Origin of the sequence: Tropicibacter sp. Alg240-R139 (genome assembly GCF_900537075.1) — a bacterium.
In the GTDB taxonomy this organism is placed as follows: Bacteria; Pseudomonadota; Alphaproteobacteria; order Rhodobacterales; family Rhodobacteraceae; genus Falsiruegeria.
Window position 1 is genome coordinate 1,213,517 of record NZ_UNRA01000001.1, and the last position, 15,241, is coordinate 1,228,757.

Below are 15,241 nucleotides of genomic sequence, written 5' to 3' on the forward strand. Positions count from 1 at the left end.
CCCTGGATTCATAACTCGTTTGCGGCGATGCGAACTAATTGTCCGTCGCAAGTCGCCTCAGGGTCTTTCAAATTCACCACCTTGAATTGTGATATCTATCTCATCCGGTGTGATAACGGCGGCGGTCTCGACGGTGCCGACCTGCATGGTTTCGGCCCGTTGCATTGCCGCCAGAGCAATTGAGCCGCGGATCACGAACACCTTATCCCAATCCAGGATGACAAGGGCGGGAAAGGATGGACTGTCCCGGTTTGTTTCACTGGACATAGGCGAGGCCGATAGAGCCAGCACGGCGATAACGCTGAGTTGCAAAAGGGCCAGGTCAAGCAGGACCGCCCTATCGCGCGGGCTCGTCGACTGGGATCAAGTGAACATCCCGCTGCGGGAAGGGGATCGACACGCCAACAGCGTCAAACTCGATCTTGGCCTGTCCTGTCAGGTTCCAGAACACTGTCCAGTAGTCGTCGTTCTTGACCCAAGGGCGGCAGAAAATATTGACCGAGCTTTCACCAAGCTCTCCGACAAAGATTTCGGCGACGGGGTCCTTGAGGCACAGTTCGTGATGATCAATAAGTTTTTGCAGCACTTCGATGGCCAGTGCAGCGTCATCGGAATAGCCGATACCAAAAACCAGATCGACACGCCGGGTTTCGGACGCGCTGACATTGGTGATGATGTCCCCCCAGATCTTGCTGTTGGGGACCACAATGATCTGATTGTCGAAGGTCCGTATCTTGGTCGAGACCACCGACATCTCATCAACAACGCCCGACGAGCTGCCGACCTGAATGAAGTCGCCCGTGTCAAAGGGTTTCAGCACCATGATCATCAAGCCACTTGCCAAGTTGCCAAGTGTCTCTTGCAGGGCGAAGCCCAGGATAAAAGACAGTCCTCCAAAGACCGCAAACAGTGGGGTGACGTTGACCCCGAAAAGCCCCAGCACGACCAGTACACCCAGGACCATCACGGCCCAGTACACGGCCGTGGAGATAAAGGTTTTGAGCAGTCTTGATAACGACGGAACGCGTGCAAGGCCCCGATCGCTCATGCGACGAGCAAGGCGCGCGACGAACATCAGCGCCCAGATCGCGATGATGACGGTCAGGACACTGATCAGAAACCCCAAGCCCCCATCAGTGTCGGTCAACCAATCCAGAGCAGCGTTTGCCAGAGTCTTCGGGTCCGTCGTCCGCAGCGCACCCGAGGTCGCAGCATAGGCATAGTCCTGATAGGGTTTGACTTCCTCCGGAGTGGCGCCCTTTTCAAGCCAACCGGTAATGGCGGTTTGGAAATTGGCGAGGTAGGCTTTTGACGTCTGTTGTACTTCTTCCAACTGCGTTCGCAGGCTGTCCACTTTGGCATCTGCGGCGCTATTGATGTCCAAGTTCAGGTTCGACATCCGTTCAAGTTGTGACCGTACATGCGCCTGCCATCCCTCAACGACTTGTGCCAATTCCGAGGCTGTGAGCGGAACCAAAAGGATGTGCAGGTCCTCGGGTGACACGTCTGCCTCAAGCGCGCGCGCAGCCAGATCAGAAAACTTTTGTGAAGTGTCACCCTGGTCTTCAACCGGGTTCGCGTCCTGAGCCATAGCTGGCGCGAGCGCCACAAGTACCGCCATAAAAGTTGCGACAATGAAAATTCTAAACGTCCAAAATAATTGAGCAAGGCAATTCATGTTCTCTCCCCTGAACAGTATCATTGTCCAATTCTCCGCACGTTACTGTGCGGTAATTGGAAGGTTCAGGCAATACAGAGCTATAGGCGCGCTGATCTGACGGAACAAAAAAATCCCGCTTTTCGATCTGTTTAACAAGTTGCTACCGGATCAAATCGCGTTGGTCGCGGTTGTCTCTCGGGCAATCGTTGTGGCCAAAAATTGATTGAAGAAGCTGGAGCGGGTAACGAGAATCGAACTCGTAACTTAAGCTTGGGAAGCTCGCGTGATACCTTTTCACCATACCCGCGCTCTGAAGGCTTGAGTAAGTCTTGGGGCAGAGGAGGTCAAGCGGGAATGAACCGCTTGACGGCCAGCCTCAGAATCAGCTTCGGCGACGACGACGACGTCCACCCGACGCTGTCGAAGCGTCGGTGCCCGTGTTGAAATTCACGTCCGGCAAGGTTACTTCGGTTGCTAGGATCGGGAAGGGCTCGGCTGAGTTTGGGATGGCCGAGGCGTTCACGAAATGCTCTTGAAAGCGCGGTTCGATTGCGGTCTCGATCTTGTGAATTGCGCGGACCGTCTCTTCGACCTCGGTGCGGGCCTTGCTGTTGAGCAATGCAATACGCGCACCAGTTCCGGCAGCGTTGCCCGCCGAAGTCACCTTGTCCAACACACAATCCGGGATCATACCCAGCACCATTGCGTGTTTCGGGCTGATGTGTGCCCCAAAGGCCCCGGCCAGCACGATACGGTCCACGGTGTCGACGCCGAATTTGTCCATCAGCAGTCGGGCACCGGAATAGAGCGCGGCCTTGGCCATCTGGATCTCGCGGATGTCACGGTTGGTGACGGTGATCACTGGGCCACCATCCGCGCTGCCGTCCCAAACCTTGTAGGAATAGGTGCGCCCATCCAGGAAACACCGCTCGGTGCCGGTCTGTTCGGGGCTGCCGATCAGGCCAGGTCCATCAACAATGCCCGCCATGCGCATTTCGGCCACCATTTCGATAATGCCGGACCCGCAGATTCCGGTGATGCCAGTGGTGGCTATGGCTTCGGCAAAGTCGTCTTCGTCCGACCACAGATCCGATCCTATGATACGGAAACGCGGTTCCTTGGTGACGGGGTCGATCTGCACGCGTTCAATGGCGCCGGGGGCGGCTCGTTGGCCTGAGCTGATCTGCGCGCCCTCAAACGCGGGTCCGGTGGGTGAGGAACAGGCCAGCACCTTGTCGGTGTTGCCCAGCAGGATCTCGGCGTTGGTGCCCACGTCGACAACCAGCACCAGATCTTTCGACTTATCGGGAGCCTCAGAGAGGGCAACAGCTGCGGCGTCCGCCCCCACGTGGCCGGCGATGCAGGGCAACAGATAGATTTGCGCCGAAGGGTGGATGCTGTTCAAATCCAGTTCAGAGGCGGCCAGGTTCATGCTGTTTGCAGTGGCAAGCGCAAAAGGCGCTTGTCCCAATTCGAACGGGTCGATCCCCAAGAACAGGTGGTGCATCACCGGATTGCAGACGAACACTGCATCAACAACTTGATGCGCTTCGATCTGCGCATCTGAAACGATGTTGCGGAACAGCTCGTTCATGCCGTCGCGCACGGCCAGGGTCATTTCCCGATCGCCGCCTGCGTTCATCATCGCGTAGCTGACCCGGCTCATCAGATCCTCGCCGAAGCGAATCTGCGGGTTCATCAAGCCGGAAGAAGCGACGACTTCACCGGTCGCCAGATCGCACAGATGCGCCGCGATTGTGGTGGAGCCCAGATCAACGGCCAGACCGTAGATCGCGTCCTCATACAGACCCGGGTAAAGGTCGAGCAGGCGGGTGGGGCGTCCTGGTGCTTCGTGGAGCAAGCAGGTGACGGTCCAGCCACCCTTGCGCAGCACTGGCTGCATCTTGGAAATGACCGGCAGAGCAATCTCAAATCCGTCGATCTTCCACTGATCGCGCAATGCATCGCGCAGACGCTCCAGATCGCCCGAGGGGTCGTGCATGTCCGGCTCTTGCACCTCGACATAGCAGAGGCGCACGGTGGGGTTCAGAGTGATGTCGCGTGCCTCGGCCCGTTTGCGAACCACCTGGCGGTGCACCTGGCTTTCGGGGGGGACGTCGATCACGATGTCGCCCTGAACGGCGGCCTGACAACCCAAACGGCGGCCCGGTGTCAGTCCGCGTTTGTCATCATAACGCTGTTCAACCTTGTTCCATTCCGAAAGCGCATCCTCTTTCACGGTCACGCCGTGTTTTGGAAACTCGCCATAAGATGGCGTAATCTGGCATTTCGAACAGATTCCGCGCCCACCACAGACCGAATCCAGATCGACGCCCAACTGGCGAGCAGCGGTCAGGATCGGTGTGCCGATAGGGAAATGCCCGCGTTTTCCGGACGGGGTGAATACGACGAGGGGATCGGTGCTCATTCAGGTGCTTTCTGGTTCCGCGTTTGACGCGGAGAATATGATGTTGTTCGCAAAGCGAAAGGTGGCTGGCGGCATATTTCGGTCACTGGGCGTCATTTTGTGAAAAAACTTGTACCCAAGATGCAATTTTTGGCTCAAGCCTCGTGGCTTTTCTTGATTACTTATTCTTGCGGCCGACACCAACCTCTGCCGCGTTAACCTTTTGGGCGCCTTGTCCGAATTCTTTCGCCAAATGGCGCAAAGCCTGCCGCAATCCCGACAGAATAGAGACGCTAAGTGGCGTCATGAGCATTTGGCGGCAGTATTTTCCAGTGAGGCATTTACAATGGATTTTGGGTTTGACGTAGCGGGCGCAGTGGCCGGGGTTTCAGAGGCGAAAAACGGCTTGTCCGGCAAGTTCTCGATGATCATGATTATTCTTGTTTTTGGGTTGGTTGGTCGGCAGGTCTTTGTGGCCTTCGGACCAAGCCTGAAGTTGTCCAATCCGTTTGCACGGTTGTCCGGTTTCGGAATGATGGGCGTTGCAGTCGCAGTTATTGTTGGCGGCCTGGTGGTGACGGGCAAGGGAAGAACGGCGATGATCCAGATAAAACGAAATATCTCGGATCCGTTCATCGTGAATGTGCTCGAGCGTGACAGCTGTTACGTGGCCTCGGGTGCCTATTGCGTTGTTGTCTTTGAAGAGGGTCGAGAAATCGTGGTGAATTGGTTCGACAAGCGGGTCGACATGTTTGCCATCGCCAATCCACAAACCGAGGTTCATTGGCTCTACGTCCGGCCAAAGTTTCGGCCCGAGAAGCTTTCAACGGGTGAAGGCTGACCGCCAAAACTGCCGACATCAAGGCATCCCACGTTGCCCCTTTTCAAATTACTTGGTCCCGGACCTTTTCACCAGTTTCGATCCATGTAATAGGGTGACCGTCAAACGGGGTTATGCATGGGGATGACAAATGCAGATTCGTGAGGCGCTCACATTTGATGATGTTCTACTGGAGCCGGCGGCATCGTCGGTCCTGCCGGCAACGGCGGATACGACCACGCGTGTGACACGTTCGATATCGATGAACATCCCGCTGCTCAGTTCGGCCATGGACACCGTGACCGAAGCTCGGATGGCGATTGCCATGGCGCAAGCGGGCGGCATCGGCGTAGTGCACAAGAACTTGGATGCTGAAACGCAGGCGCGTGAAGTGCGCCGGGTGAAACGGTTCGAATCTGGTATCGTTTACAACCCCGTTACACTGCGCGCAGACCAAACCGTAGCTGACGCCAAGGCACTGGTGCAGCGCTACAACTTTACCGGCTTCCCCGTGGTAGACGAAGCTGGCCGCGTCGTTGGCATCGTGACCAACCGAGATATGCGCTTTGCGTCGTCCGACGATACGCCGGTCAAGGCGGTGATGACCTCGGAGAACCTGGCGATCCTGCGGGAACCAGCCGATCGGGACGAGGCGAAATCACTGATGCGCGCGCGCCGGATCGAAAAGCTGTTGGTGACCGATGCTGAGGGCAAACTGACCGGTCTGTTGACGCTGAAAGACACGGAGCAAGCGGTGCTCAACCCCACGGCCTGCAAGGATCAGTTGGGTCGCCTGCGCGTGGCGGCTGCCAGCTCGGTCGGTGACAGTGGTTTTGCCCGCAGTGAAATGCTGGTGGACGCGGGTGTCGACATCATTGTTGTGGACACAGCACATGGGCATTCTGCTGGTGTGATCGATGCTGTGAAGCGAGCCAAGGCTCTGTCCAACGAGGTCCAGATCATCGCTGGCAACGTAGCCACAGGTGAGGCGACCAAAGCTCTGATTGATGCAGGTGCGGATGCGATCAAGGTTGGCATTGGGCCCGGCTCGATCTGCACCACGCGCATGGTTGCCGGTGTTGGTGTGCCGCAGCTGACCGCGATTATGGATTGTGCTGCGGCAGCGGGTGATGTGCCTGTGATTGCCGACGGCGGCATCAAATTCTCTGGCGATTTTGCCAAGGCAATTGCGGCCGGTGCATCCTGCGCCATGGTTGGTTCGATGATTGCCGGCACGGATGAAAGTCCGGGCGAAGTGATCCTGTATCAGGGCCGGTCATTCAAATCTTATCGTGGCATGGGGTCCTTGGGCGCCATGGCGCGTGGTTCAGCGGATCGCTATTTCCAGAAGGATGCAGCAAACGACAAGCTTGTGCCTGAAGGAATTGAAGGTCAGGTGCCTTACAAAGGGGCCGCAAGCGCTGTGATCCACCAATTGGTGGGGGGGCTTCGCGCCGCCATGGGCTATACTGGCTGCGCGACGGTCGAGGAAATGCGCCACAACTGCAATTTCGTCAAGATCACGGGCGCGGGCCTCAAAGAAAGCCACGTGCACGACGTGCAGATTACCCGCGAAAGCCCCAACTACCGTATTATGTGAGGCACCAGTCATGACCCCGGCGGCGCGCGTTGAGACCGCGATCACCATCTTGGATGACATAAGCGCCGGGTCCCCCGTCGAGAAAGCCTTGACTGGGTGGGCCCGGCGTAGCCGCTATGCTGGCTCAAAGGATCGGGCGGCCGTCCGGGATCATGTGTTCGATGTTACTCGCCAATGGCGGTCTTTAGCCGCATTGGGCGGCGGCGAAACTGGGCGGCAACTGATGTTGGGGTTGTGCCGTCGAAATGGAGCGGATCTTGAGGCATTGTTCAACGGCGCAACTCATGCGCCATCACCGTTAACTGACATAGAGTTAGCAGGCGGTCGCGCACCAATGGAGGGGGCCGAGGCAGCTGATATTCCTGATTGGCTATGGCCGGAATTCAGCGAAAGCCTGGGGAAAAACGCATCCCAAGCCGCGCGGATCATGCAAACGCGGGCTCCGGTCCATTTACGGGTCAACTTGGCCCGCACGACCCGTACGGATGCGACCCACATACTTGCAGAAGAGGGCATCACTTGCATTGCGCACCCTGCAGCTAATTCTGCGTTGGACGTAACCGAGGGTGCCCGTCGAATTAGCCAGAGCCGCGCTTTTAAGACTGGATTGGTTGAATTGCAGGACGCTGCCAGTCAAGCGGTTGTTGAAACCCTGCCACTGGAACCAGGTATGCGTGTTTTGGACTACTGCGCCGGGGGTGGCGGTAAGGCTCTGGCCATGGCGGCACACGCCGGAGTTGAGGTGGTGGCTCATGATGTGGCCCCACAACGCATGCGGGATCTGCCTGAACGCGCCAAAAGGGCCAAAGCCAAGATTACCATCGTGACGCCAGACAATCTACAATTTGCAGGTCAATTCGATCTTGTTTTGGCAGATTCGCCCTGCTCGGGAAGCGGGTCTTGGCGGCGCGCACCGGCAGGAAAATGGCAACTCACGCGGGACGGTTTGGATGACCTATTGAGTGCACAGACTCAAGTTATTGAAAAATCGTCACAATTGGTAAGGGCGCGTGGTGTTCTTGGCTATGCAACTTGCTCGTCGTTGAACGTCGAAAATACCGGTCGAACCTCGGCGTTTCTAGCGGCAAAAACGAACTGGATGCAGGTCTCGTCCAACTCTTGGTCCGTGTTGGATGGTACGGATGGCTTCTTCGTCGCGCTAATGAAGCGTATTCTTTGACTCTTCGCACAACCTAAGGTAGATTTTTATTTCGTTAAGCCGGGCTTAACCAGTGTGGCGCGAAATACTGTCAAAGAATCTCGAACGGAGTTGCGCATTGTCTGCCTTCAGCGCCTCATTCTCGCCAGTCATTCCTGACCAGAGCCCGAGCGGCGCACGTATTGGTGCGGTCTTACTGTTGGCACTTGTCTTGGCAGCGACCGGAGTCTGGGGCCCGTTCGCCGATTTTGTCGACCGGCTGCTGATCGCGGCGGCGGGCAGCATGACGGTTATTGCCATCGGTTTGGGTTTTAGGGGAAATCGGATTGCCGGAGCGCGCTCTTTGGCGGGAGAGATGCTGGCAGGATTTATCGAAAAGGACGCAAGTCCAAGTTTTGTTACAGATGACGAAGGGATGATACTGACGCGAAACACAGCCGCCCGCGTTCGGTTTTCTGACGATCAAGCTGAAACTCTGGCTGCAACCTTGCGTTCCATCTTTGCCAATCCGTCAGCAGTATTGTTTCGCCTGCAATCGCGCGCGCGCATTGATGGCAACGCCAGCGAAGACATCGTAACCCGGCGTGGCCACATTCGGTTGAGTGTGCATGGGTTGGTCAATGGTGGTTTGTTGTGGCGCGTCGAAGAGATGACAGACAGTGCAGGCAACGGACGCAGAGGTGAGCCGGCATTTGTCCCGATGCTCACCATCGGCCGTTCAGGCTCCGTGCTGTTCATGAATGAAGCCGCACGGAGCCTGGTTGGCGAGCGCGTGAAATCCTTGGACCGATTGTTTGTTTCCACCCCGGTTGAGCCTGGAACAGTGCAGGTCATCACGACCGCAAACGGCCCCCTCTCGGTTGTTGTGGCAGAGCATGGCCGCTCGTCGGTTCGGCGCGAACTCTACTTCATGCCAGTAGAGGCGACACCGGATGGGCCTGAAGGCGAGGAGGGGTTCAATACGTTGCCGGTCCCGATGCTTAAGATCGCGCCACATGGTGACGTGATCGAAGCCAACCGGCTGGCAGCGGAACTGCTAGGGCATCCCGTGTCCACTGGGACGCACATAAGCCAAGTCATGCAAGGTTTGGGGCGCCCGATCGCTGATTGGTTGCAGGATATGGTCGAGGGAATCGCCGCGCAAAAGTCGGAGTTTCTGCGCCTTTCGCGCAAGGACAAGGAAGTATTTGTGCAAGTCACGCTCAGTCGGATATCTGAGAATGGGAATACAGGACTGATTGCGGTCCTGAATGATGCCACTGAGTTGAAGACGCTTGAGGCGCAGTTTGTCCAAAGCCAGAAGATGCAGGCGATTGGTCAACTTGCGGGGGGTGTCGCACATGACTTTAATAATCTTTTAACAGCAATTTCAGGGCATTGCGATCTGCTCTTGTTGCGTCACGATCAAGGTGATCAGGACTATGGCGATCTGGTGCAGATCAATCAAAATGCCAATCGCGCAGCCGCTTTGGTAGGGCAATTGCTTGCTTTCTCCCGCAAACAGACCCTCCGACCCGAAACCCTGGATTTGCGGGACACACTCTCGGATCTGACCCATCTGCTCAACCGGTTGGTCGGAGAGAAAGTCACGCTGACACTTAGTCATGATCCGGTGCTGAAACCGGTCCGTGCCGACAAGCGACAACTTGAACAGGTTTTGATGAACCTGGTCGTCAATGCGCGGGATGCGATGCCACAGGGAGGCGAAATCCGGATCGAAACAGAAGTGATTCATCTGGATGACGCTCTGGAGCGCGACCGAGCAACTTTACAGCCAGGTGAGTATGTAACGGTGAAGGTACGTGATGAAGGGGATGGAATTGCCCCCGACAAAATCCAGAAGGTGTTCGAGCCGTTCTACACCACTAAACGCACTGGCGAGGGGACTGGTCTTGGTCTGTCGACCGCCTATGGGATCATCAAGCAAACCGGTGGATACATTTTCGTCGACAGCGTTGAAGGGCAGGGGACTGAATTCATCATTTACTTCCCTGTCCATGCCGAGATGCCCAATGCAGAGGTGCAGCCAAGGGACGAGCAGAAAGTCGTACAGGCCCGTCATGGTGAGGGTGTCATTCTTTTGGTTGAGGACGAAGCACCTGTACGGGCGTTCGCCTCGCGAGCGTTGAGGTTGCGGGGGTACACGGTGCTCGAGGCGGAGTCCGCCGAAGATGCCCTCGACACTCTCAGGGACCCGGATCTGACAGTGGACATTTTTGTTACTGACGTGGTCATGCCAGGACTGGATGGTCCCACATGGGTTCGCGAAGCCCTGAAAGAGCGTCCGCATGTTCGCGTGGTGTTTGTTTCAGGCTATGCCGAAGGTGCGTTTGGTGAATCCGACCCCGATATCCCCAATTCGGTGTTTTTGCCAAAGCCCTTTTCGTTGAATCAGCTCACCGAAACCGTGCATCAGCAATTGCACTGATGGCATGATGGATTAGCGCGCGGACGCGTGCAGTTCGAACTCAATGGCCAATTTGCGCTCAAGCTTGTTTAAGGTTTCAGGGGATAAGGACAGCTCCATCTCGGGAGAGGTGTTTTCACGCGACAACGAAAGTTTTGTATCCAAGCGTTCCTCAAGGAACGCGTTCAATCCAGCCTGGTTTTCGTATTTGAACAGATAAGTGATGCCAGTACCATTCGGGCGTGTTTCCAGAAACTTGGACTGACTTCCCACATTCGCATAGGCCGGGCGATCCCCCTTGAGGTAGGCATCGACAAAGGTGTCAAAACTAATGTTGTGGGTGGAATTTGAATGCCCCTCCATTCCGGGTCGACGGCGATACCTGTACCAGCTGCCCAACCAGCTGAGAGGATGGCGGATGACCGCCAATGTTTCGAGTTCAACGCCGCAAACACGGTCAAAAATTGGACGAAAGAACCGGTCATAGCGATACACAGGCGCATGTTTCAGCTCAGGGGGATTCGCAATCACCATATCTGCGCGTGTCCGTAGCGCAGACTGATACGCTGTCGTTCCGGTTTTCGGGACTGCCAGGAAAGCCAGCCTTTCTTTGTAGAAAACAAGCATTTGCGGGGTGCCCCTTGTCGTGGTTCCTGTGCGAAAATGCCGTAAACCTGCTGTTAACACAATTCGGAAAGAGTGGGATCAGAAAGATTTTAATTGAAATGTTCTACTTTTGATCTCATAAGGAACAAGAGGGGAACAAAGCAGTGATTGCCGCCTGCGGCAGGCTATGACAATAAGGAAGGCGAACGAGACAATGGCGGATCTTCTAACAATGAGCAGCAAGCAGAACGCGGACAAACAAAAGGCGCTGGACAGCGCTTTGGCCCAGATTGAGCGGCAGTTTGGCAAGGGATCAATCATGAAGCTGGGTGATGGTAACGCCATCCAGGAGATCGAGGCCAGTTCGACCGGTTCTTTGGGTCTGGACATCGCTTTGGGTATCGGCGGTTTGCCTATGGGACGAATTGTCGAGATTTACGGGCCGGAAAGCTCAGGCAAAACCACGCTGACGTTGCATTGTGCGGCTGAACAGCAAAAACGTGGCGGTGTTTGTGCCTTTGTTGACGCGGAACACGCGCTGGATCCGCAATATGCCCGCAAGCTGGGTGTCGATCTGGACGAACTGCTGATCTCGCAGCCCGACACCGGCGAACAGGCGCTTGAGATTACCGATACGTTGGTACGGTCCGGTGCTGTGAACATGGTTATCGTCGACTCGGTGGCGGCACTGACGCCAAAATCCGAACTTGAGGGTGATATGGGCGACAGCAGCGTCGGAGTGCAAGCCCGTTTGATGAGCCAGGCCATGCGCAAGCTGACCGGCTCGATCAGTCGTTCGAACTGCATGGTGATCTTCATCAACCAGATCCGGATGAAAATCGGCGTCATGTTCGGCTCGCCCGAAACCACAACCGGTGGCAACGCATTGAAATTCTACAGCTCGGTTCGCCTGGACATTCGTCGCATTGGTCAGATCAAAGACCGGGACGAAGTTGTCGGCAATGCCACGCGCGTGAAGGTTGTCAAAAACAAGGTGGCACCACCGTTCAAACAGGTGGAATTCGACATCATGTATGGTGAAGGCATCTCGAAGATGGGCGAACTGCTGGACCTGGGTGTCAAAGCCGGGGTGGTTGGCAAATCGGGTTCGTGGTTCAGCTATGGTGATGAGCGTATTGGTCAAGGCCGCGAAAACGCCAAGCAATTCCTGCGCGATAACAGCCGTATTGCTCTCGAGATCGAAGATAAGATCCGCGCCGCACACGGGCTGGAATTCGACATGCCACCGGGTGAAGCCGCAGATGACGACATTCTGGAAGCGTAAGCGACGCTGACGGGAACGGCGACAAATTCCAGATCCCAATCTACGGGGCAGAGAAAGCTCGGAACAAGGCGGCCTATGGGCCGTCTTGTTTCGTTTGCGGCATTGCAACCTGTGGACAGTCGGAAACCGTGGCGATACACCTGCACGCAAACACTTTCCCCTCCGCCGAGAGAACCTGATGGCCACGCTGAACGATATCCGCTCGACCTTTTTGAACTACTTCGCCAAGCAAGAACACGAGGTGGTCGCTTCGAGCCCGCTTGTACCGCGCAACGACCCCACACTGATGTTCGTAAACTCGGGCATGGTCCAGTTCAAAAACCTGTTCACCGGCTTAGAAGCCCGCGATTACAAACGCGCGACCACTTCGCAGAAATGCGTGCGGGCAGGCGGCAAGCACAACGATCTGGACAACGTTGGCTACACTGCGCGCCACCACACGTTTTTCGAAATGCTGGGGAACTTCTCGTTCGGGGACTATTTCAAACACGAGGCAATCGCGTTTGCGTGGAATCTGATCACCAAGGATTTCGAGATCGATAAATCGCGGCTCTGGGTCACGGTTTACCACACCGACGACGAGGCGTTCGAGATTTGGAAAAAGGTTGGTGTGCCCGAGGATCGGATTATTCGCATCGCTACATCTGACAATTTTTGGCAGATGGGTCCGACTGGTCCATGTGGTCCCTGCACCGAGATTTTTTATGATCACGGCGATCATATTTGGGGCGGCCCTCCGGGTTCGCCGGAAGAGGACGGTGACCGGTTTATCGAGATATGGAACATCGTTTTCATGCAAAACGAGCAATTCGAAGACGGCTCGATGGTTCCGCTAGATATGCAGTCAATTGACACTGGCATGGGGCTGGAACGCATCGGCGCACTGCTGCAGGGCAGTCACGACAATTATGACACAAATCTGTTCAAGGCGTTGATCGAGGCCAGTGCTGAGGCCACCAATGTCGACCCCTATGGTGACAAGAACGTGCATCACCGCGTTATTGCGGATCACTTGCGTTCGACTTCATTTCTGATTGCGGACGGAGTAATGCCGTCAAATGACGGGCGCGGTTATGTGCTGCGCCGGATCATGCGACGCGCCATGCGCCATGCCCACCTGCTGGGTGCCAAAGATCCTGTCATGCACCGCCTGGTGCCGTCGTTGGTACAGCAGATGGGCGCCGCTTACCCGGAATTGGGTCAGGCGCAAGCGCTGATCGAGGAAACATTGCAATCGGAAGAGACCCGGTTCAAGCAGACGCTGGATCGTGGTTTGAAACTGTTGGACGATGAGTTGAACGGTTTGGACGAGGGCGCGCCGCTCTCGGGTGAGGCTGCGTTCAAGCTCTATGACACTTTTGGATTTCCTCTTGATTTGACGCAGGATGCATTGCGCGAAAATGGACGTGCCGTTGACACCGACGGTTTTGATGCCGCCATGGCCGAGCAAAAAGCCAAGGCGCGTGCCGCATGGTCAGGGTCCGGCGAGGCTGCGGACAATGCGGTCTGGTTTGACGTGCTGGACAGTGCCAATGCCACGGATTTCCTGGGCTATGATACTGAAATGGCCGAGGGTCAGGTGATGGCTTTGGTTGTGGATGGTGCGCTGACGGACAAGATCGCCGAGGGTGAAGACGGCTGGATCATCGTAAACCAGACGCCGTTTTATGGCGAGGCCGGCGGTCAGGTAGGCGACAGCGGTTTGATCCGTCGTCTTGAAAATCGAGATGAGATTGCACTGGTCGAAGACACTAAGAAATTTGCCGAGGGTAAGATCTATGCTCACAAGGTGACGGTCGAGCGTGGCGCGATTTCCAAAGGGGATCCGGTAGAGCTGGAGGTGGATCAAAACCGCCGTTCAGCCATTCGCGCCAATCACTCGGCCACGCACCTGTTGCACGAGGCTTTGCGCGAACATCTGGGCGATCACGTAGCTCAGCGTGGCTCGCTCAATGCGTCTGATCGCCTGCGGTTCGATTTCAGTCACGCCAAGGCGCTAACAGACGAGGAATTGAAAAAAGTGGCGACGGATGTGAACACCTTCATCCGCCAGAATTCGACCGTGGAAACCCGAATCATGACGCCGGATGATGCCCGTGCCATTGGCGCACAAGCCTTGTTTGGCGAGAAATACGGCGACGAGGTGCGTGTTGTATCGATGGGGCAAGCCGAGACGGGCAAAGGTCAGGATGGCAACACCTATTCGATCGAGCTGTGCGGCGGTACGCATGTCAAACAGACTGGCGACATAGGAACTTTTGTCCTTTTGGGTGATAGCGCGTCGTCCGCCGGTGTGCGCCGGATCGAAGCGCTGACCGGTGCCGCAGCATTCGAACACCTGTCGACCGAGGCGACCCGGATGGGCGAGATTAGCGGTATGCTGAAAGCTCAGCCTATTGAAGCAGTGGACCGTGTCAAATCTCTTATGGATGAACGCAAGGCGCTGCAGAACGAGGTGGCCAGCCTGCGTCGTGAGCTTGCCATGGCCGGTGGTGCCGGGCAGGGCGGCGGTGCCGAGGCGCGCGAGATCAATGGCGTCAAGTTCCTGGCTCAAGCGCTCAGCGGTGTGTCGGGCAAGGATCTGCCCGCCCTGATCGACGAGCATAAAGAGCGCCTGGGATCCGGCGCGGTTCTGCTGATCGCAGATGCAGGTGGCAAGGCGGCAGTGGCGGCGGGTGTGACCAAAGATCTGACCGACACGGTGTCGGCGGTTGATCTGGTCAAGGCGGCAGTGGTCGAACTGGGCGGCAAGGGCGGCGGTGGTCGTCCTGACATGGCTCAGGGCGGCGGTAAGGATGCGTCGAACGCAGATGCAGCAATCAAGGCGGCCGAGGCGGTTCTTCAGGGTTGACCAATTGGTCAAAAATGGGTTGGCCTTTCCGGCAGATCGCGTAAGCTGCCGGAAAACACACTAAGGAGAAAACCCATGCCCGCACTCTGGATCGCACATGTAACCGTTACCGACGCCGAAGCCTATGGCAAATATGCCGAACTGGCGGGGCCCGCGATTGCCAAACATGGCGGCAGTTTCATTGCACGCGGCGGACGGTTTGTTCAGCTTGAAGGCAAAGAGCGTCCCCGTAATGTTGTGGCTCGATTTCCAAGTGTTGATGCTGCAGTCGACTGTTACAACTCGCCTGAATACCAAGAGGCGCTGAGCCATGCGCGCGATGCATCAGAGCGCGAATTGATGGTTGTCGAAACGTCAGAGTGACCGCTCCTGCAGAACAATATTTGAACCCGCTTCGGAGCACCGCGGCGGGTTCTGTTGTGTCAGGGTTGGACACAGGCGAAAAG

Annotated in this window: 11 protein-coding genes and 1 tRNA gene; 7 read left to right on the forward strand and 5 right to left on the reverse strand. The window is 56.4% G+C overall.

Annotation, left to right across the window (positions count from 1 at the left end):
* Window positions 1-57: 57 nt before the first annotated feature.
* From G6R15_RS05865 to G6R15_RS05880, 4 genes are all read right to left on the reverse strand, one after another.
* On the reverse strand, window positions 58-291 hold the full coding sequence (locus G6R15_RS05865) for a hypothetical protein (RefSeq protein ID WP_164658856.1): 234 nt from the start codon (window positions 289-291) through the stop codon (window positions 58-60).
* 46 nt (window positions 292-337) lie between these two features.
* Complete coding sequence (locus G6R15_RS05870) at window positions 338-1,621, reverse strand: mechanosensitive ion channel family protein (protein ID WP_164658857.1); 1,284 nt, start codon at window positions 1,619-1,621, stop codon at window positions 338-340.
* A 272-nt stretch (window positions 1,622-1,893) separates the two neighbouring features.
* Window positions 1,894-1,967 (reverse strand) — tRNA-Gly (locus G6R15_RS05875).
* 75 nt (window positions 1,968-2,042) lie between these two features.
* Complete coding sequence (locus tag G6R15_RS05880) at window positions 2,043-4,088, reverse strand: ASKHA domain-containing protein (protein WP_164658858.1); 2,046 nt, start codon at window positions 4,086-4,088, stop codon at window positions 2,043-2,045.
* Between the two features lie 325 nt (window positions 4,089-4,413).
* Here G6R15_RS05880 and G6R15_RS05885 point away from each other — a divergent pair, with 325 nt between their 5' ends.
* The 4 genes from G6R15_RS05885 (at window position 4,414) to G6R15_RS05900 (ending at window position 10,074) form a co-directional block, all read left to right on the forward strand.
* Window positions 4,414-4,908 carry a hypothetical protein gene (locus G6R15_RS05885; RefSeq protein WP_164658859.1) on the forward strand — a complete coding sequence of 165 codons (495 nt, stop codon included), beginning with the start codon at window positions 4,414-4,416 and terminating at the stop codon, window positions 4,906-4,908.
* 130 nt (window positions 4,909-5,038) lie between these two features.
* Complete coding sequence (guaB, locus tag G6R15_RS05890) at window positions 5,039-6,487, forward strand: IMP dehydrogenase (protein WP_164658860.1); 1,449 nt, start codon at window positions 5,039-5,041, stop codon at window positions 6,485-6,487.
* A 10-nt stretch (window positions 6,488-6,497) separates the two neighbouring features.
* Window positions 6,498-7,667 carry an RsmB/NOP family class I SAM-dependent RNA methyltransferase gene (locus G6R15_RS05895; protein WP_164658861.1) on the forward strand — a complete coding sequence of 390 codons (1,170 nt, stop codon included), beginning with the start codon at window positions 6,498-6,500 and terminating at the stop codon, window positions 7,665-7,667.
* Between the two features lie 97 nt (window positions 7,668-7,764).
* A complete protein-coding gene (locus G6R15_RS05900; protein WP_164658862.1) occupies window positions 7,765-10,074 on the forward strand; it encodes an ATP-binding protein in 2,310 nt (769 codons plus the stop codon).
* A gap of 12 nt (window positions 10,075-10,086) precedes the next feature.
* Here G6R15_RS05900 and G6R15_RS05905 read toward each other — a convergent pair whose 3' ends face one another.
* A complete protein-coding gene (locus tag G6R15_RS05905) occupies window positions 10,087-10,680 on the reverse strand; it encodes a gamma-glutamyl kinase (protein ID WP_164658863.1) in 594 nt (197 codons plus the stop codon).
* A gap of 193 nt (window positions 10,681-10,873) precedes the next feature.
* Here G6R15_RS05905 and recA point away from each other — a divergent pair, with 193 nt between their 5' ends.
* The 3 genes from recA to G6R15_RS05920 all read left to right on the forward strand — a co-directional run bounded on the left by recA (window position 10,874) and on the right by G6R15_RS05920 (window position 15,158).
* Window positions 10,874-11,944: a recombinase RecA gene (recA, locus tag G6R15_RS05910; protein ID WP_164658864.1), complete on the forward strand. Its 1,071-nt coding sequence runs from the start codon at window positions 10,874-10,876 to the stop codon at window positions 11,942-11,944.
* Between the two features lie 178 nt (window positions 11,945-12,122).
* Entirely contained in the window at window positions 12,123-14,795 is a 2,673-nt protein-coding gene (gene alaS, locus G6R15_RS05915; protein ID WP_164658865.1) for an alanine--tRNA ligase, read from the forward strand.
* 75 nt (window positions 14,796-14,870) lie between these two features.
* Window positions 14,871-15,158: a DUF1330 domain-containing protein gene (locus G6R15_RS05920; RefSeq protein ID WP_108787358.1), complete on the forward strand. Its 288-nt coding sequence runs from the start codon at window positions 14,871-14,873 to the stop codon at window positions 15,156-15,158.
* The last annotated feature ends 83 nt before the right edge of the window (window positions 15,159-15,241 follow it).